We start from the raw sequence: 17,558 nt of genomic DNA, 5'->3' as shown, positions 1-17,558 counted from the left end.
CACGACAGGAACGCGACCATGACAGCTGACCCCACGCCCGCCGAGGCGTTCCTCGACGCCGTCCGCGCCGAGCTGGGCGCCCTCGTCGACGGCTCGTCCCTGACCAGGGCGCTGTACTCCACAGACGCCTCCAACTACCGGATCGTCCCCGAGGCCGTCCTCACCCCCAGGTCGACGGGCGACGTGGTCACCGCCGTCGCCCTCGCCCGCGCCCACCGCGTCCCCGTCACCGTGCGGGGAGGAGGCACCTCCTGCGCGGGCAACGCCGTCGGCCCCGGCCTCGTGATCGACTTCTCCCGCTTCATGAACCGCGTCCTGACGATCGACCCCGGCGCCTCCACGGCGGTCGTCGAACCGGGCGCGGTCCTGAGCACCCTCCAGGACGCGGCCCTCCCCTTCGGGCTGCGCTTCGGCCCCGATCCCTCCACCGCGAGCCGCTGCACGATCGGCGGGATGATCGGCAACAACGCCTGCGGACCGCACGGCCTGTCCTACGGCCGAACCGCCGACAACGTCGTGTCCCTGACCTGGCTGACCGGGAACGGCGACATCGTCACGGCCGGCTCGGGGGGCGACGCTCTCGCCGCCGTGCCCGGTCTGGACTCCTTCGTCGCGCGCAACCTCGCCGTCCTGCGTACCGAGTTCGGGCGCTTCGGGCGGCAGATCTCCGGCTACTCCCTGGAGCACCTGCTCCCGGAGAACGGCCGCAATCTCGCCGCTGCCCTGACCGGCACCGAGGGCAGCTGCGGCATCCTCCTCGAAGCGACGGTGCGGCTCGTCCCCCGGGCCCCCGCTCCCGCGCTGGCCGTCCTCGGCTACCCCGACATGGCCACCGCTGCCGACGACGTACCGAACCTGCTCCCCTTCCGGCCGCTCGCTCTGGAGGGGCTGGACGCGCAGCTCGTCGACGTCGTCCGCAGGGCGCACGGCGACGCCGGTGTCCCCGCGCTGCCCTCGGGCGGGGGATGGCTGATCGCGGAGGTCGGCGGGGCGAGCTCCGAGGCGGCCGTCGAGGCGGCGGGGAAGCTGGCCGCGGCCTCCGGCGCGTCCGACGCCGTCGTGCTTCCGGCGGGCCCCGAGGCGGCCAGGCTCTGGCAGATCCGCGCCGACGGCGCCGGACTCGCCGGACGCACCGCCGACGGCAGGCAGGCGTGGCCCGGCTGGGAGGACTCCGCCGTCCCCCCGGAGCGGCTCGGGGCGTACCTGCGCGGGCTGGAGGCGCTCATGGCCGACGAGAACGTCTCCGGTCTGGCGTACGGCCACTTCGGCGACGGCTGCGTCCACGTCCGTGTCGACTTCCCGCTGGAGGCCAACGGCACGCTCATGCGCCGGTTCCTGGAGCGCGCCGCCGCCCTGGCGGCCGAGCACGGCGGCTCGCTCTCCGGCGAGCACGGCGACGGGCGGGCCCGTTCCGAACTCCTGCCGGTCATGTACAGCGCCGAGGCCCTGCGCGCGATGGAGGGATTCAAAGCCCTCCTGGACCCCGACGACTTGATGAACCCCGGGGTCGTCGTGCGCCCGGCACCCCTGGACGCCGACCTCCGGCGCCCCCAGGCCCTCCGCCTGCTCGCCGGGGACGGTTTCGCGTTCGCGCACGACGGGGGTGACATCACCGACGCCGTCCACCGGTGCGTCGGGGTGGGGAAGTGCCGGGCCGACCTGCGCGGGCAGGGCGGGTTCATGTGCCCCTCGTACACCGCCACGCGGGACGAGAAGGACTCCACCCGGGGCCGGGCCCGGGTGCTCCAGGAGATGCTCAACGGCGGTGTCGTCACCGGTGGTTGGCGCTCCCCCGAGCTCCACGACGCCCTCGATCTGTGCCTGGGCTGCAAGGCGTGCGCCAGTGACTGCCCCACCGGCATCGACATGGCCACGTTCAAGTCGGAAGCCCTGCACCGGTCGTACAAGGGACGGCTGCGTCCGCTCAGCCACTACACGCTCGGCCGGCTCCCGCAGTGGCTCAGGATCGCCGCGCCCCTGGCTCCGCTCGTCAACCTCACCGGTCGCGTCCCCCTGTTCCGGGCGGCCGTGGCGGCTCTGATGGGCGCCGACCGCCGCCGCTCGCTCCCGGTGCTGCCCCGCAGGCCGTTCCGCTGGAGCAGGGCGTCGAGGACCGGCACCGGGCGGACGGGCGGTCCCAAGGTGCTGCTCTGGGTCGACTCGTTCTCCGACGCCATCGAACCGGATCTCCCCCGGGACGCCCTCCAGGTCCTCTCCGCGGCCGGATGCGACGTCGAGATCGCCGCCCCTGGGGCCTGCTGCGGCCTGACCCTCGTCTCCACCGGCCAGCTCACCGCCGCCAGGGCGAGGCTCCGCAGGACGCTCGATCTGCTGCTCCCCCATGTCAGGGACGGCAGGACCGTCGTCGGCATCGAGCCGAGCTGCGTCGCGACACTCCGCTCGGACCTCGTGGAACTCCTCCCCGACGACCCGCGCGCCGCCGAACTCGCCCGCTCGGTCAAGACCGTCGCCGAGTTCGTCACCGCGATCGGCTGGACCCCGCCGCGGGCGGCCGAGAAACTCCTCGTCCAGCCCCACTGCCACCACCACGCCGTCATGGGGTACGACGCGGACCGGGCGCTGCTGGACGCGATGGGCTGTGACGTCGAGACCTCCTCGGGCTGCTGCGGCCTCGCCGGGAACTTCGGCATGGAGAAGGGTCACTACGACGTCTCCGCGCGGATCGCCCGGGACGGCGTTCTCGCCAGGGCTTCGGCGAGCCCCGACCGGCGGATTCTCGCCGACGGCTTCTCCTGCCGCACTCAAGTGCGTGACCTCGCCGGGCTCGACAGCCGTCACCTGGTGCAGGTCATCGCCGAGGCCCTGAGGAACTCGGCGGACACGCCTGGCGCTCCGCCGGCCGAGCGGTGAGCGCCGGGCCGGGGGCGAGGGGACGGCCGTCCCTGTGCCGCTCCCTCGGCCCCTACCTGAGCCCGGCCAGGAACCTCAGCTGCTCCCCCCGCTGATGGATGCCCCCGCCCTCGTGCCCGTTCCACGGCCACACGGTGATCCGCTTCTCGCCCTGCCAGCGGTTGTAGGCGGCGAAGACGGTGGAGGGCGGGCAGTCGGCGTCCATCAGGCCCACCGAGTAGAGGGCGGGGACGGTGGCGCGGGCGGCGAAGTGGACGCCGTCGAAGTAGTCGAGGGTCTGGAACACCCGCTCCTCGCGCAGGCGCTGGCCCGCGAGGAACTGGACGATCTCGCCGTAGACGGGCGCGTCGGTGATGGTGACGGCGCGGCGGACGTGGGAGAGGAACGGTACGTCGACCATGGCGCCGGCGAGGTCGTCGCGAAGGCCGGCGACGGCCTGGGTCATCGCGCCGCCCTGGCTGCCGCCGGCGACGACGATCCGGTCGGGGTCGATGCCGTCGACGCCCTTCACGACGTCGACGGCGCGATGGGCGTCGGTGAAGACCCGCCGGTAGTAGTAGTGCTCGGGGGCGTCGAGGCCCTGGGTGGCCCAGCCCTTGGCGGTGGGGCCGGTCGTGCCGTACGGGTCGCCGGTGTCGCCCGGGTTCCCGTTGCCGTGACCCTGGCCCCGGGTGTCCATGACGAAGTGCGCCCAGCCGGCGGCGGGGTAGCCGGTGTGCGCCCACGGGTAGGAGCGTCCGCCGGTGTAGCCGATGTACTCGACCACGCAGGGCAGCGGCCCCTCGACGCCCTTGGGCAGGACGAGCCACGCCTTGATCGGGTGGCCGCCGAACCCGGCGAAGCTCACGTCGAAGACGTCCACGGTGACGAGGTCGGTCTCGTACGGCTCGATCCGGGCGGCGAGGTCGTGCGCGGCGGTCTCGGTGAGCGTGGACTTCCAGAACTCGTCGAAGTCGGCGGGTTCCGGCACCTCGGGCCGGTAGTCGCGGAGCTGTTCCAGCGGGAGATCGAAGTGGGCCATGTGAATCCAGACTCCAAGCGGTACGAGATCGCCGGCGGGGACGAACGGCACGGGCGCCGCCCATGCTAGAGACAGATCGTTCGTTCTTCCACCCTGGGCCCATACTGACATTTCTGTCAGTACTGGAATTAATTGTGCGTACTGGTGCATCCACCAGGTACCTCATAGCGTGAAGCCGCAGCGAATTCCCGAACCGAGGCAGGAGCCCCCTTGTCCGCCATGCTCTACGAGCCGATCACCATCCGTGGCACCGAATTCCGCAATCGCATCGCGATGTCCCCGATGTGCATGCACTCGGCCGATTCCCACGGCCACGTCTCCGATTTCCACCTCGTGCATTACGGCGCGCGGGCACTGGGCGGCGCGGGCCTGGTGATGCTGGAGACCAACTCGGTGCTGCCCAACGGCCCGATCGGCCCCGGCGACCTCGGCATCTGGGACGACGACCACGTCGAGGGACTGTCCCGGCTGGCCGGGGCGATCCAGCGCTTCGGCGCCCGCGCGGGCGTGCAGATCGGCCACGCCGGACGGCAGCTCGGCATCGACTCGGCCACGCCGGTGGCGCCGTCGGCCCTGCCGTTCGCGCCCGGCTCGCGCGTGCCGGAGGCGCTGACGGCCGAGGGGATCAAGGACGTCGTCGAGGCGTTCCGCAAGGCCGCCGTCCGCGCGAAGGCGGCCGGCTTCGACGTGATCGAGGTGCACGCGGCCCACGGATATCTGCTCCACGAATTCCTCTCGCCGATCTCCAACAGGCGCACCGACGAATACGGCGGAAGCCACGAGAACCGCTATCGGTTCGTGCGCGAGGTCATCGACGCCGTGCGCGGGGAATGGGACGGCCCGTTGTTCGTCCGTATTTCCTCGACCGATTACTCGGAGGGCGGGAACACCCCCGCCGACCACGTCGTCTTCGGCCGCTGGATGAAGGAGCAGGGCGTGGACCTGATCGACGCCTCGTCGGGCGGCATCGCCCCGGTGAAGGTCGACTCCTACCCGAGCTACCAGGTGCCGGCCGCCGAGCTGATCCGCCGCGAGGTCGGCATCAGGACGGGCGCGGTGGGCCTGATCGAGAGCGGCCGGCAGGCGGAGGAGATCCTGCGCAACGGCCGCGCGGACATCGTCCTGGTCGGCCGGGAGATGCTGAAGGACCCGTTCTGGGCCCGCACCGCCGCCGACGAACTGCGCACGCCGATCGCCCCGCCCCAGCAGTACACCCGCTACGGCTCGGCCTGGCAGCGCTCCCAGCCGCCCCTGCCCGCCGCTCCCCTGGCCGCAACCACGGCCTGAGACCCGGCCGGGGTGACGACGTACGCTACGGAGCGCACTCACCCCCGGCCTCGTACGCGCATTGGTGAGCCACGGACCGGAAGCGAGGCCCTCATGCCCAGAACGCGACTCTCCGACGACCTGCCCGGTTGCGCGATGGAGGCGACCGTCACCATCATCGGCGGCAAGTGGAAGGGCGTCATCCTCTTCCATCTGCTCGACGGCACCATGCGGTTCAACGAGTTGCAGCGGGCGATGCCGGGGGCCGCTCCCCGGGCGCTGACCCGGCAGCTCCGCGAGCTTGAGGAGGACGGGCTCGTGACGCGCACCGTCTACGCGGTGGTGCCGCCGAAGGTGGAGTACTCGCTGACGGACGAGGCGCGCTCGCTGGAGCCCCTGCTCATCGGCCTGAACTCGTGGGGCAAGGAGTGGCTGGCGCGGCGGGACCTGCCCTGCCGGGAAGCCGTGCCGGCGGGGCGGGGCACCCCGGCGCCGTAGGTTCAGCTCCCGGGCCTCAGCAGCTCGTCGCGCCGGCGGCGGACCTCCTCGTGCAGGGCGTTCCTGACCATCCGCACGGCGGGCCGGGACACGCTCTCGCGCCGGGCGGCGAGGGTGAACGTGAGCGTGATGTCCACCCCCAGCCCGTCGAGTTCGCGCAGTTGCGGGACGCCGACGGTCATGAAGCGCGGCAGCAGTCCGATGCCCGCGCCGGCGACGGTGGCCTCCCGCTGGGCGAAGATGCTGGTCGACGTGAAGCGTCCGGTCACGCCCGGCAGGTTGAGCCCGAGGTCGAGGTCGCCGACTTGCAGCAGGGAGTCGACGTAGAAGATCACGGTGTGGTCGCGCAGGTCCTCCACGCGGTCCGGTGTCCCGTGCTCCGCGAGGTACGCCTCGCTGGCGTACAGCCCCAGGGAGTAGTCCGTCAGCGACTCGGAGAACAGCCGCCGGGTGACGGGTTCGCCGACCGCTATCGCCAGGTCGAAGCCCGACTGGTGGAGGTTCAACTGGCGGGTGGCGGTGATCAGTTCGACGGTCAGCCCGGGGTGCTCGCGCTGGAGGCGGGCCAGGGCCGGGGCCGTGAACAGGGCGCCGAAGCCGTCCGGCGCGGTGATGCGGAAGTTGCCCACCAGGGTGTCCTGGGCCATGCCGCGCGCCGCGAGGACCACGTGTTCCAGCGCGTCCTCGATCGGCCTGGCCCGTTCGGCGACGATCCGGCCCAGCTCGGTCAGCTCCCAGCCGTCGGAGCCGCGTTCCAGGAGCCGGGCGGAGAGGGTCTTCTCCAGGGCGCGGATGCGGCGGGAGACCGTGGTGTGGTCGACGCCGAGCGCGGCGGCGGCAGCGACGAGGCGGCCGGTGTGGGCGACGGCCAGCAGATACCGCAGATCGTCCGCGCGCGGCTGCCGTGCCTCGTGAACTCTGGGCCGGTCCCCGCCGGTCGGGGTGCCCCTGCCGGTTGAGGTGTCCTTCAGCACGCCGTCATCATGTGGGCCGTAAGAATGGGCGCACAAGAGCGGCGTCGGCACCGGCTCCGTGCAGAAACGCACACGCCGGGTGCCGGCCCGTCACGCCGAGGGCGCCTCTTCCCGCCGCCCTGCGGCGGCCCGCGTGCCGGGCGGCGTCTGCGCCAGGTCGCGCCCCCGGGTCTCCCTCGCGCAGAGGACGGCGCCGACGGTCACGGCCGAAGCCAGCGTCAGGTAGAGGGCGATGGGCTCGCGGAGCCGTACGACCGCAGCAGGGAGACGGCGATGATCGGCGCGGGGGCGCCGGCCGCCACCGAGGCGAGCTGGGCGCCGACGGAGGCTCCGGAGTAGCGGACGCGGGTGGCGAACAGCTCGGCGAAGAACGCGGCCTGCGGGGCGTACATGGCGCTGTGGAAGACCAGTCCGACGGTGATGGCGAGGACGGCGTTCAGGGCGGCCTGTCCGCTCATCCCGAGGTGGTCCACGCAGTACACGAGGACGAAGGTGGTCAGCACGTAGTAGGCGATGTTCTCGGCGAACCTGGCCCCCATCGCGACGAGGACGTCCCGCCAGTGGTGGCGCAGGAGGTCGGCCAGCGGCCGGTGGCGTCCGCCGGCCGGGGTGCTCCTGGCCGCCGCCTCCCGCGCGAAGACCGGGGACTCGTCGATGGACAGGCGTATCCACAGGCCGACCAGGACCAGGACCGCGGAGAGCAGGAAGGGCACGCGCCAGCCCCAGGCGACGAAGTCGTCCCGGCTCTGGAACCCGGACATCAGGGCCAGCGCGCCCACCGCGAGCATGTTCCCGGCGGCCACCCCGCTCTGCGGCCACGAGGCCCAGAACCCGCGCCGCCGGGCGTCGCCGTGTTCGGAGACCAGCAGCACCGCGCCGCCCCACTCGCCGCCCATCGCGCAGCCCTGCACCAGGCGCAGGAGGGCGAGCAGCACGGGCGCGGCGGGCCCGATGGCCGCGTAGCCCGGGAGGCAGCCGATCAGCATCGTCGAGCCGCCCATCATGACCAGGCTGACGACCAGGACCTTCTTGCGTCCCACCTTGTCGCCGAAGTGCCCGAAGACGACGGCGCCGAAGGGGCGGGCGAGGAATCCGACGGCGAAGGTCAGGAAGGCGAGGAGCGTGCCGGTCAGCGGGTCGGACGACGGGAAGAAGACCTCCCCGAAGACGAGGGCCGCGCTCGCCCCGTACAGGAAGTAGTCGTACCCGTTCGAAGTCACTCGGTCAGGCAATTCGGTCGAGCGGTCCAAACCGCTCCCCCGGCGTTCGGACCACGGCCCCCAGTTCCAATGCCAGCGCGGTGAGATCGCGTTTTCCCGCCCCCGATTCAGACGCCTCCGCGAACAGCCGCATAGCGGTGCGCACGACGTCCATGCGTACGTCGAACTCCTCGGCGGTCTCGGTGGCGAGGCGCAGGTCTTTGTGGACGAGGTCGACCATGAATCCGGGTTCGTAGCCGTGGGAACTCGGCGAGGTCGGGACCACGCCCGGGAGGGGGAACCAGTTGCGGAAGGTCCAGCTGTCGCCCGAGGAGCGCAGGACGACGTCGTAGAAGACCTGGGGGTCGAGACCGAGCCGCTGGGCGAGTACGGCGGCCTCGCAGGAGGCGGCCATGCTGATGCCCATCATCGCGTTGTTGACGACCTTCATCGCCTGGCCGTCGCCGCTGGCCCCCACGTGCACGATGTACGAGCCGATCGACTTGAGCAGCGGCTCCACGCGGGCCACGTCGACCGCGTCACCGCCCAGCATGAGCGTGAGGGACGCCTGTTCGGCGCCCTGGACCCCGCCGGAGACGGGGGCGTCGACGAAGCCGACCCCGTGTTCCTCGGCCCGGCGGTACAGCGAGCGGGCCATGTCGATGCCGATCGTCGAGCAGTCCACGACGACCGCTCCGGGGGCCAGGTGGGCGAAGGCGCCCGCCGGCCCGGTCAGGACCTCCTCGACGACCGGCCCCGACTGCAACATCGTGAAGACGACGTCCGCGCCCCGGACGGCCTCGGCGACCGAACCGGCCGGCTCGACGCCGGCTTCCCGGGCCGTCCGCCGGGCGGTCCCGTCGATGTCGACGCCGCGCACGGTGTGCCCTGCCCCGACCAGATGGGCGGCCATCGGAACGCCCATGTGCCCCAGCCCGATCCAAGCGACCTCACTCATCGCCCACTCCTCCCGTGCTTCGCCTCCGGTGTCGTGACCTCATGATGCGAGCCGCCGACTGGGGCGCCAATAAGCATCGGTACACAGCGGCTGTGCACATACGCAGACGCCGTGAGGTTTCGGTAACACCCGTTTATTCCGGATGACTCGGACCGGTAATGGAGCGGGGCTGAAGTGGTGTTCACAAGGCCGCCGAGCGGAATTCCCGACTCGGCGCCTCCCTTGGAGGATCTCATGCCTGAGACGTATTTCCACGTGCGCTGGCCCGACGGCATGACGCAGCGCTGCTATTCCCCTTCGACGGTGGTCCAGGACTATTTCACGGCGGGCGGCGAGTACGAACTCCCGGACTTCGTGGAGCGCAGCCGTACGGCGCTCGGCATCGCCGGGGAACGGGTCCGGGAGAAGTTCGGCTTCTCCTGCTCCGGCGCCTCGGACCAGCTCGCGCGGATCGAGGAGACCGCCGCCGGGTACGGCTCCGCCACGGGCGCCAGGGTGACGGTCGAGTCGCTGACCTACGCGGACGGGAGCCCGCTGTGAGCCGGGTACCGGAGATCGCGGGAGCGCATTACCCGGTCGCGGTGATCGGCGGTGGTCAGGCGGGGCTCTCCGTCAGCCACGCCCTGACGCGGCGCGGTGTCGGGCACGTCGTGATCGAGGCGAACCGGGTCGGGTACGAGTGGCGCGAGCGCCGCTGGGACTCCTTCTGCCTGGTCACCCCGAACTGGCAGTGCCGGCTCCCCGGTTTCCCCTACCAGGGGGACGACCCCGACGGGTTCATGGTCCGCGCCGACATCCTGCGGTACATCGAGGACTACGTCGCCTTCTTCCGGCCGCCGCTGGTGGAGCAGGTGGCGGTGACGCGACTGCGCCGGGCGCCGGAGGGGACGTACGAACTCACCACGACAGCGGGGAGATTGACGGCTGATCAGGTCGTCGTCGCGACCGGCCCGTACCACACGCCGTCCACTCCGGTCCTCGCCCACCGGCTGCCTCCCGGTGTCGAGCAGGTGCACTCCTCCGGCTACCGCAACCCCGGGCGACTCCCCGACGGGGCCGTGCTGGTGGTGGGTACGGGGCAGTCCGGCTGCCAGATAGCCGAGGACCTGCATCTCGCCGGACGGCAGGTGCACCTGGCCGTGGGCAGCGCGCCCCGGGTGGCCCGGTTCTACCGGGGCCGGGACTGTGTGGCCTGGCTGGACGACATGGGGCACTACACGAAGTCGATCGACGAATTCGACGACGCCAGCGCCGTACGGATGCGCGTCAACCACTACGTCACGGGGCGGGACGGCGGGCGTGACATCGATCTGCGGGCCTTCGCCCGGGACGGGATGCGGCTGTACGGGCGGCTCACCCAAGTCATGGGCGAGCGGCTGGAGTTCGCCGACGACCTGAAGGTGAACCTCGACCGTGCGGACGCCGTCGCGGAGGGCATCAAGGACGCGATCGACGCGTACATCGCCGCGCACGGGATCGACGCGCCGGACGAACCCCGGTACACACCCGTGTGGGAGCCGGCCGGGCACGTCCCGGAACTCGATCTCGCCGCCGCCGGTGTCACCTCCGTCGTCTGGGCCACCGGCTTCGCCCGCGACCACCGCTGGATCGAGATCCCGGTGTTCGACGGGCGCGGCTACCCGATGCACTGGCGCGGTGTCACCAACGTCCCCGGCCTGTACTTCCTGGGCCTGCCCTGGCAGTACTCGTGGGGCTCGGGCCGGTTCGAGGCGGTGGGCCGCGACGCCGAGTTCCTGGCCGGCCACATCGACGCCTCCCGCCGCCTGGCCGACGTCTGCGGCACCCTCACCGGCGCCCCCGGCGGCCTCTCCCCCGCGCTCCCGATCGGCTGAGGACACCCATGGTCTTCGACGCGCACCGCCATATCGGCGTCCTGCCCGCCTTCCCCTTCTACGGCGGACCCCCGGTCCACCCCGACACCACCGCCCGCGCCACGATCAGGCACCTGCTCGCCGATCTGGACGCGGAGGGCACCGAACGGGCCCTGGTCATCCCGAACTACGGCGTCCCGGACCCCGCGATCGCCTTCTCCTTCAACGAGTTGGTGATCGAGGCCGCCCAGACGGACGACCGCCTCCGCGCCGGACTGTGGGTGTCCCCGCGCCCCGAGGACGAGCAACGCACCGCGCAGGCACTGGCGTTGGCGGGCGAACCCGGCGTGAAGGCGCTCAAGCTGAGCTTCCTCCTCGGGGGCCGGCCCACCGACCCCGCCTGCCGCCCGCAACTGGACCGCATCTTCGCGACGGCCGCCCGGCACGACCTGGTCGTCCACGTCCACACCTCGCCCGGGGCCGCCTCCGACATCGACGAGGTCGGCCACCTCGTCGACTGGTACGCCGATCAGGTCGCCGTGCATCTCGTGCACTTCGGCGGCGGCATGAGCGGCCACATCAAGCTCGCCGGCGCCCGGTTCTTCGACTGGATCGCCGCCGGCAAGCGCGTCTACACCGACCTCTCCTGGGCCATCGGCTTCCTGCCGTACTGGCTGGCCCGGGAGATCGAGCACCGGGGCATCGGCCACGACCGCGTGCTCTTCGCGAGCGACCAGCCGTGGGGCGACTTCACCGGCGAGTACGCCCGGCTCGCCGCCGCGACGGGTGGCGGCGAACTCGGCGACCTCGTCTTCCGGGACACGTTCGCCGCCCTCTACGACTGACCCGGCTCCCTCACCCCGCTCCATCCCCAGCAGAAAGGCAGCCCAGCCATGTCCGCATCCCCCGCCGAACTCAGCGACGTCGAGCGGAAGTCCCTCGACGAGATCCCCCACCCCTCCCTCGCCGACGGCTCCAGCATCTACGGCTCCACCAAGGTCTTCCCCGACTACCAGGCCGAGGACGGCGAGACCTACTTCACGCTCGTCCACGGCATCGCCCACGAGTCGTCGGTGTCCTTCGTCGCCGTCCTCCAGGCGACCCGGGCGCTGCGCAAGGGCTTCGAGACCGCGATCTACTTCTACGGCCCCGGCTCCCTCAACTGCCTCGCCACGCGCGGTTTCCCGACCGTCGGGAACTCCGCGTTCCCCGGCGAGCACAACATCAACAACCAGCTCAAGACGTTCATCGCCGAGGGCGGCAAGGTGTACTGCTGCCGCTTCGGCCTCTCCCTGCACGGCGCCCGCGAGGAGGACCTCATCGAGGGGGTCATCCCCACCCACCCCCTCGACGTCCAGGACGCGCTGATCCACTACGCCCGCAAGGGCGCCGTCATCAACTCCACCTACCAGCTGTAAGGAGCGAGCCGTGAGTGTTGGCACCGGACCGACAGCCGTGGACGTCCGCATCCTGAACCGCGCCGAACTCGCCCTGCACGGGGTGGCGTCGGACACTCCCGTGCGGCGCCCCGACGGCGCGGGCCCCAGCGACGACGGCCACGTCCTCGTCGACGGTGCCAACGCCGCCCTCCCCCGCAACCCCGCGAGCCCCTACCGGGTGCGCGACGGCAAGGTGTGGCTCGGCGAGAACGACACGGGCCTCAGCCTCACCCCCGTACAGCGCCCCAGGTTCTACGGCCTGGCCACCGCCGACGGCGTCCCCTACGAGCACATCGCCCGCCTGCACGGCGCCGACGTCCTCGCCACCACCGTCGTCCAGACCTGTGTCCGCTACGCCGAACCGGACCGCTGCCGCTTCTGCACCATCGAGGAGTCCCTGCGCTCCGGCGCGACGGTCGCCGCCAAGACCCCGGCGCAGCTCGCCGAGGTCGCGGAGGCCGCCGTACGGCTCGACGGCGTCAGGCAGATGGTGATGACCACCGGTACGACGACCGGTCCGGACCGGGGCGCCCGTGCTCTCGTGCGGTCCGTGCGCGCCGTTCTCCAGGCGGTGCCGGGGCTGCCGGTGCAGGTGCAGTGCGAGCCGCCCGGGGACCTCTCCTGGATCACGGCGCTGCGCGACGCCGGGGCCACCGCGATCGGCATCCACGTCGAGTCCCTCGACGACGAGGTGCGCCGCCGCTGGATGCCCGGCAAGTCGACGGTCCCGCTGGCCGACTACCGGGCCGCCTGGGACGAGGCGGTGCGTGTCTTCGGACCCAACCGGGTCTCCACCTACCTGCTCGTCGGCCTCGGCGAGAACCCGGACGATCTCATCGCCGGGGCGGGCGAGTTGATCGACCGGGGGGTGTACCCCTTCGTCGTCCCCTTCCGGCCGATGCGCGGCACGCTCGCCGCCCGCGACGGGATCGAGGCGCCGAGCGCGGACCTCCTGCGGTACGTCACGGAGGGCGTCGCCGCCCGGCTGCGCGAGGCCGGGATGCGCGGCGCTGACCAGCGGGCGGGGTGCGCGGCCTGCGGGGCGTGCAGCGTCCTGTCGACGGCGGGCGGGTGAGCGGCGTGCTGCTCGACGGAACCCCGGCACCGGCGGCGGAACGGCCGTACGACATCCTCGCCCTCCTCGGCGACCGCAGCACCCTCGCCCGGCGCCCGGCCTTCCGCATCCGGCAGGCCGGCAGCGCCGAGGAGCTGGCCGCGTACCGGCGGCTGCGGCGCGAGGTGTTCGTGCGTGAGCAGGGGCTGTTCGACGGACACGATCTCGACGACCGCGACGCCGATCCCCGGACCGTCGTCCTGGTCGCCAGGGAACGGGACGGCGAGGTCGTCGGCGGGGTGCGGCTCGGGCCGGTCGACGACGGACCGGATCTCGGCTGGTGGGCGGGCGGCCGGCTCGTCGTCGCGCCGAGGGCGCGCGGGCCGCACGGGATCGGCGCGGCGCTGGTGCGGGCCGCCTGCGCGCGGGCGGAGGCGGACGGGGTGCTGCGGTTCGACGCGACCGTGCAGCGCCGCAACGAGGTGCTGTTCCGGCGGCTGGGCTGGCACTCCGTGCGGCCGGTCACGGTGGCCGGCGCTCCCCATGTGCTGATGCGGTGGCCGATCGGCCGGATCGCCGCCCTCGCCACGGCCACCAAGGCCGCCCTCGGCCCGCTGCTGGCGGGCCTGCCCGGACCGGCGGCCCGCACCGCACGGCAGGACCCGGTCGGCGGGGCCCTGCCCGCGGTGCGGGCCGCCCCCTCCGCGACCGGTTTCGTGGGCGACGACGGAGCGCCCGTCCCCGGCACGGACGTGATCGCTGCGTGCGACGCGATCCTGCCGTCCATGGTCGAGCGCGACCCCTGGTGGGCGGGCTGGTGCGCCGTCCTCGTCAACGTCAACGACCTGGCCGCGATGGGCGCCTCACCGCTCGGCCTGCTGGACGCGGTCGGCGCGAGGGACGCCGCGCACGCCGCCCGGGTACTGGCCGGACTGGGGCGCGCGGCACGGGCGTACGACGTCCCGGTGCTCGGCGGGCACACTCAACTCGGCGTGCCCGCCGCCCTGTCGGTGACCGCGCTGGGCCGTACCGCGCACCCCGTCCTCGGTGGCGGGGGCCGTCCCGGACACGCCGTCCGGCTCACCGCCGACCTCGGCGGCGGCTGGCGGCCCGGATACCGGGGGCGGCAGTGGGACTCGACGAGCCGGCGCCGTACGGACGAACTGCGGGCCATGACCGGTGCGGTGGCCGCCGGGCGGCCGGCCGCCGCGAAGGACGTGTCGATGGCGGGGATCGCCGGGACGCTGGGAATGCTCGCGGAGGCGAGCGGCTGCCGGGCCGTCCTCGACGTGGCCGCCGTGCCCCGGCCGTCCGGGGCGGGCGTCGGGGACTGGCTGACGTGTTTCCCGGGCTGGGCCATGCTCACCGCCGACGCCCCGGGCGCCCCGCCGCTGCCGGCCGGGCCCGCCTCCGGTGCCGAGTGCGGCGAACTGGCCACAGGAGAAGGCGTCGGGCTGCGCTGGCCCGACGGAGAGATCACCGAAGCGGTCACGTCCACGGTGACCGGGATGGGACCCGCATGAGCACCCTGCGCATGGCGGCCGTGGCCGCCGAGTTCGGCCGCGACCTGGAGGAGGACTTCGCGATCGCCGGACGGCTGATCGGGGAGGCCCGCGAGCGGGGCGTACGGCTGCTGGCCCTGCCGGAGGCGTGCCTGGGCGGCTATCTCCTCAGCCTCGACGACGACGCCGAACTCGACGCGGGCCCGCCCCCGCTGGCCCTCGACGGCCCCGAGATCCGCCGGCTCGCCGCGCTGGCCGGGGAGCTGACCGTTGTCGCCGGGTACTGCGAGGACGCCGGGGACGCGCGCTACAACAGCGTCGTCTGTGTCACCGGTGACGGCGTCCTCGGCAACCACCGCAAAGTGCACCAGCCGCTGAGCGAGGACGCCAGCTACGCCTCCGGGGACCGGTTCCGCGCCTTCGACACGCCGGTCGGCCGGATCGGCATGATGATCTGCTACGACAAGGCGTTCCCGGAGTCCGCGAGAGCGCTCGCGCTGGACGGCGCCCAGATCGGGGTGTGCGTGTCGGCCTGGCCCGGCGCGCGCACGGCGGCGGTCGCCGACCTCGAACAGGACCGCTGGAAACGCCGCTTCGACCTCTTCGACCGGGCCCGCGCGCTGGAGAACCAGATCGTGTGGCTGTCCGCGAACCAGGCGGGCACGTTCGGGTCGCTACGCTTCGTCGGCAGTGCCAAGGTCGTCGACCCCGGCGGTGAGATCATCGCCGGCACGGGTGTCGGGGCGGGGGTGGCGGTCGCCGAACTCGACGTCGCCCGGGCCCTGGAGACCGCGCGGCGGTCGATGGGGCATCTGCGCGACCGGCGCCCGGACACCTACACAGCCGCGGGAGCAGTCAGCGTATGAGCACCATCCGGATCGCGGCCGTGGCCGCCCACTTCGGCCGCGACCTGGAGTTCGACCTGGCGAGGGTCGCCAAGGCGATCGACGACGCCCGCGCGCAGGGCGCCGGACTGCTCGTCCTGCCCGACGCCGCGCTCGGCGGCTACCTCTCCGACCTGCGCGACCCCGACCCCGAGGCGCTGCCCCCGGCCCTCAAGCCGGACGACCCGCTGATCCTGCGGGTGGCCGGGCTGGCGGCGGAGATGGTGGTGTGCGTCGGCTACTGCGAGGACGGCGGCACCGACCGCTACAACGCGGCGGTCTGCGTCAGCGGGGACGGCGTGCTCGGCCGGCACCGCAAGGTGCACCTGCCGGCCGGGGAGACGGCCGCCTACTCCCCCGGTGACCGCTTCGACGCCTTCGACACCCCCGTCGGGCGGCTCGGCATGCTCATCGACTACGACAAGACGTTCCCCGAGTCCGCCCGCTCCCTCGCCCTGGACGGCGCCGAGATCCTCGCCTGCCTGTCCGCGTGGCCGACGTCGATCACCAACCGGGCCCCGCGCATGGCCCAGGACCGGCAGGCCCGCCTCTTCGACCTCTACGACCAGGCGCGGGCCGCCGAGAACCAGGTCGTCCTGGCCTCCTCCAACCAGACCGGCGCGCTGGGCGGGATGCGCTTCCTCGGGCAGGCCAAGGTCGTAGGGCCCGGCGGTGACATCCTCGCCCGGACCTGGGCGAAGGCCGGGCTCGCCGTCGCGGAGGTCGACGTGCGGGAGGAGATCGAGCGGGCCCGCCGGGTCCTGCGCCACCTCGACGAGCGGCGGCCGGCCGCGTACCGGGAGGGTCCCTCGTGAAGATCGCCCTGCTCAGCTACTCCACCAAGCCGCGCGGCGGCGTCGTCCACACCCTCGCCCTCGCCGAGGCCCTCGCCGCGCTGGGCGAGGACGTCACCGTCTGGAGCCTGGGCCGGGGCGGCGACGCGGGCTTCTTCCGGCCCGTCGATCCCGCCGTACGCCTGCGGATCGTGCCCTTCCCCGACGGTCCGCCCGGTGAGACGACCGGTGCGCGCATCCTGCGCTCGATCGCGGTCCTCCGCGACGCGTTCGACGCCGCGCCCTACGACGTCGTCCACGCGCAGGACTGCATCAGCGCCAACGCCGTCGGCCGCTGCGTCCGTACGGTCCACCATCTCGACCGGTTCACCACGCCGGAACTGGCCGCCTGCCACGAGAAGGCGATCGTCGAGCCGTACGCCCACGTCTGTGTCTCACGTCCGGTGGCTCAGGAGCTGCGAGAGGGGTGGGGGCTGGCGGCGGAGGTGATTCCGAACGGGGTGGCGTACGAGCGTTTCGCGGGCGTCGACCCGGTGGCGCGGGACAGGTGGCGTTCGCGGTTCGGCCGGTACGTCCTGACCGTCGGCGGGATCGAGCCCCGCAAGGGCTCCCTGGACCTGTTGGAGGCGTACGCGCGGCTCGGCGAGAACGATGTCCGTCTGGTGATCGCAGGCGGCGAGACCCTGTTCGACTACCGCGACTACCGGGCTCGGTGGGAGCGGCGGGCCGCCGAACTCGGCGTGGAACCGGTCGTCCTGGGACCTGTTGTGGACGACGAACTGCCGGCTCTCGTGAGCGCCGCCTCGGTCTTCGCCTTCCCCTCTCTGAAGGAGGGTTTCGGGCTCGCCGCGATGGAGGCGCTGGCGGCGGGGGTCCCGCTGGTCGTACGGGATCTGCCGGTGCTGCGGGAGGTGTTCGGCTCGGCCGCACGCTTCGCGAAAACGCCGTCGTCTCTGGCCGACGCGCTCGACCGTGCCATGACGACACGGGACCCGGCCCGACGGGACGCCGGGCGCGCACTCGCCGCCGGGCACACGTGGGACCGGGCGGCCCGGCTTCATCTGGCTTTCTATCGGGGGCTGGGGTGAGCGGGGGCTGGCGGTGAACGGGACCTGGCGGTGAGCGGGACCTGGCGGTGAGCGCGGACCGGCTGGTCAGCGGGCTGGGCGGTGAGGGCAGCCTGGCAGCTGGCTCGGCCCGCGCGGGCTGGCGGGCTGGCGGGCTGGCGGGCTGGCGGGCTGGCGGGCTGGCGGGCTGGCGGGCTGG

15 protein-coding genes and 1 pseudogene are annotated in these 17,558 nt (G+C 72.8%); 12 read left to right on the top strand and 4 right to left on the bottom strand.

Going from position 1 to position 17,558, the window contains the following annotated elements; genetic code table 11:
- Positions 1 to 18 precede the first annotated feature (18 nt).
- The gene (locus ABZX85_RS27085; protein ID WP_355873629.1) at positions 19 to 2,871 is read left to right on the top strand and encodes an FAD-binding and (Fe-S)-binding domain-containing protein; all 2,853 of its coding nucleotides are present in this window, start codon (positions 19 to 21) and stop codon (positions 2,869 to 2,871) included.
- Between the two features lie 52 nt (positions 2,872 to 2,923).
- On the opposite strand, the gene ABZX85_RS27080 is transcribed toward ABZX85_RS27085, so the two are convergent.
- The gene (locus ABZX85_RS27080; protein ID WP_355873626.1) at positions 2,924 to 3,892 is read right to left on the bottom strand and encodes an acetylxylan esterase; all 969 of its coding nucleotides are present in this window, start codon (positions 3,890 to 3,892) and stop codon (positions 2,924 to 2,926) included.
- A 210-nt stretch (positions 3,893 to 4,102) separates the two neighbouring features.
- Between ABZX85_RS27080 and namA the strand changes: the two genes are divergently transcribed.
- Both namA and ABZX85_RS27070 read left to right on the top strand, forming a co-directional pair.
- The gene (gene namA, locus ABZX85_RS27075; RefSeq protein ID WP_355873623.1) at positions 4,103 to 5,179 is read left to right on the top strand and encodes an NADPH dehydrogenase NamA; all 1,077 of its coding nucleotides are present in this window, start codon (positions 4,103 to 4,105) and stop codon (positions 5,177 to 5,179) included.
- Between the two features lie 93 nt (positions 5,180 to 5,272).
- Complete coding sequence (locus tag ABZX85_RS27070) at positions 5,273 to 5,656, top strand: helix-turn-helix domain-containing protein (RefSeq protein ID WP_355873620.1); 384 nt, start codon at positions 5,273 to 5,275, stop codon at positions 5,654 to 5,656.
- Between the two features lie 2 nt (positions 5,657 to 5,658).
- On the opposite strand, the gene ABZX85_RS27065 is transcribed toward ABZX85_RS27070, so the two are convergent.
- The 3 genes and pseudogenes from ABZX85_RS27065 to mmsB all read right to left on the bottom strand — a co-directional run bounded on the left by ABZX85_RS27065 (position 5,659) and on the right by mmsB (position 8,787).
- A complete protein-coding gene (locus ABZX85_RS27065; RefSeq protein WP_355873617.1) occupies positions 5,659 to 6,630 on the bottom strand; it encodes a LysR family transcriptional regulator in 972 nt (323 codons plus the stop codon).
- A gap of 90 nt (positions 6,631 to 6,720) precedes the next feature.
- Positions 6,721 to 7,835 (bottom strand): annotated as a pseudogene (locus ABZX85_RS27060) (MFS transporter); the annotation flags it as partial.
- Positions 7,836 to 7,854: 19 nt separating this feature from the next.
- Positions 7,855 to 8,787 carry a 3-hydroxyisobutyrate dehydrogenase gene (mmsB, locus tag ABZX85_RS27055; RefSeq protein ID WP_355873614.1) on the bottom strand — a complete coding sequence of 311 codons (933 nt, stop codon included), beginning with the start codon at positions 8,785 to 8,787 and terminating at the stop codon, positions 7,855 to 7,857.
- A gap of 234 nt (positions 8,788 to 9,021) precedes the next feature.
- Between mmsB and ABZX85_RS27050 the strand changes: the two genes are divergently transcribed.
- From ABZX85_RS27050 to ABZX85_RS27010, 9 genes are read left to right on the top strand one after another with little or no spacing between them, the layout of a single operon-like run.
- The gene (locus tag ABZX85_RS27050) at positions 9,022 to 9,327 is read left to right on the top strand and encodes an MSMEG_0570 family nitrogen starvation response protein (protein WP_355873611.1); all 306 of its coding nucleotides are present in this window, start codon (positions 9,022 to 9,024) and stop codon (positions 9,325 to 9,327) included.
- Entirely contained in the window at positions 9,324 to 10,640 is a 1,317-nt protein-coding gene (locus tag ABZX85_RS27045) for an MSMEG_0569 family flavin-dependent oxidoreductase (protein WP_355873609.1), read from the top strand. Before ABZX85_RS27050 ends, ABZX85_RS27045 begins: the two co-directional genes overlap by 4 nt.
- An 8-nt stretch (positions 10,641 to 10,648) precedes the next feature.
- On the top strand, positions 10,649 to 11,464 hold the full coding sequence (locus ABZX85_RS27040; protein ID WP_355873606.1) for an amidohydrolase family protein: 816 nt from the start codon (positions 10,649 to 10,651) through the stop codon (positions 11,462 to 11,464).
- Between the two features lie 48 nt (positions 11,465 to 11,512).
- Positions 11,513 to 12,037: an MSMEG_0572/Sll0783 family nitrogen starvation response protein gene (locus tag ABZX85_RS27035; RefSeq protein ID WP_355873603.1), complete on the top strand. Its 525-nt coding sequence runs from the start codon at positions 11,513 to 11,515 to the stop codon at positions 12,035 to 12,037.
- A 10-nt stretch (positions 12,038 to 12,047) separates the two neighbouring features.
- Positions 12,048 to 13,133, top strand: a complete 1,086-nt coding sequence (locus tag ABZX85_RS27030) for an MSMEG_0568 family radical SAM protein (RefSeq protein ID WP_355873602.1) — start codon at positions 12,048 to 12,050, stop codon at positions 13,131 to 13,133.
- Positions 13,103 to 14,635, top strand: coding sequence for an MSMEG_0567/sll0787 family protein (locus ABZX85_RS27025; RefSeq protein ID WP_355873599.1), 1,533 nt, complete (start codon positions 13,103 to 13,105; stop codon positions 14,633 to 14,635). Before ABZX85_RS27030 ends, ABZX85_RS27025 begins: the two co-directional genes overlap by 31 nt.
- Entirely contained in the window at positions 14,632 to 15,480 is an 849-nt protein-coding gene (locus ABZX85_RS27020) for a carbon-nitrogen hydrolase family protein (protein ID WP_355873597.1), read from the top strand. Before ABZX85_RS27025 ends, ABZX85_RS27020 begins: the two co-directional genes overlap by 4 nt.
- Positions 15,477 to 16,313 (top strand): carbon-nitrogen hydrolase family protein, encoded by an 837-nt coding sequence (locus tag ABZX85_RS27015; RefSeq protein WP_355873595.1) that lies wholly within the window; start codon positions 15,477 to 15,479, stop codon positions 16,311 to 16,313. Before ABZX85_RS27020 ends, ABZX85_RS27015 begins: the two co-directional genes overlap by 4 nt.
- Positions 16,310 to 17,380 carry an MSMEG_0565 family glycosyltransferase gene (locus ABZX85_RS27010; protein WP_355873593.1) on the top strand — a complete coding sequence of 357 codons (1,071 nt, stop codon included), beginning with the start codon at positions 16,310 to 16,312 and terminating at the stop codon, positions 17,378 to 17,380. The genes ABZX85_RS27015 and ABZX85_RS27010 overlap by 4 nt, the downstream gene beginning before the upstream one ends.
- Positions 17,381 to 17,558 lie beyond the last annotated feature (178 nt).

It is taken from the genome of Streptomyces sp. NPDC004539, from assembly GCF_040610055.1.
Taxonomy (GTDB): Bacteria; Actinomycetota; Actinomycetes; order Streptomycetales; family Streptomycetaceae; genus Streptomyces.
The sequence above is the reverse complement of the archived record's forward strand: the minus strand, read 5'-3'. Positions and strand labels throughout refer to the sequence as shown.

Excerpts from the sequence above, each read along its gene's own strand:
- ABZX85_RS27085 (WP_355873629.1), top strand. The coding sequence starts at position 19 with ATGACAGCTGACCCCACGCCCGCCGAGGCGTTCCTCGACGCCGTCCGC.
- ABZX85_RS27080 (WP_355873626.1), bottom strand. The coding sequence starts at position 3,892 with ATGGCCCACTTCGATCTCCCGCTGGAACAGCTCCGCGACTACCGGCCC.
- ABZX85_RS27070 (WP_355873620.1), top strand. The coding sequence starts at position 5,273 with ATGCCCAGAACGCGACTCTCCGACGACCTGCCCGGTTGCGCGATGGAG.
- mmsB (WP_355873614.1), bottom strand. The coding sequence starts at position 8,787 with ATGAGTGAGGTCGCTTGGATCGGGCTGGGGCACATGGGCGTTCCGATG.
- ABZX85_RS27050 (WP_355873611.1), top strand. The coding sequence starts at position 9,022 with ATGCCTGAGACGTATTTCCACGTGCGCTGGCCCGACGGCATGACGCAG.
- ABZX85_RS27040 (WP_355873606.1), top strand. The coding sequence starts at position 10,649 with ATGGTCTTCGACGCGCACCGCCATATCGGCGTCCTGCCCGCCTTCCCC.
- ABZX85_RS27035 (WP_355873603.1), top strand. The coding sequence starts at position 11,513 with ATGTCCGCATCCCCCGCCGAACTCAGCGACGTCGAGCGGAAGTCCCTC.
- ABZX85_RS27020 (WP_355873597.1), top strand. The coding sequence starts at position 14,632 with ATGAGCACCCTGCGCATGGCGGCCGTGGCCGCCGAGTTCGGCCGCGAC.
- ABZX85_RS27015 (WP_355873595.1), top strand. The coding sequence starts at position 15,477 with ATGAGCACCATCCGGATCGCGGCCGTGGCCGCCCACTTCGGCCGCGAC.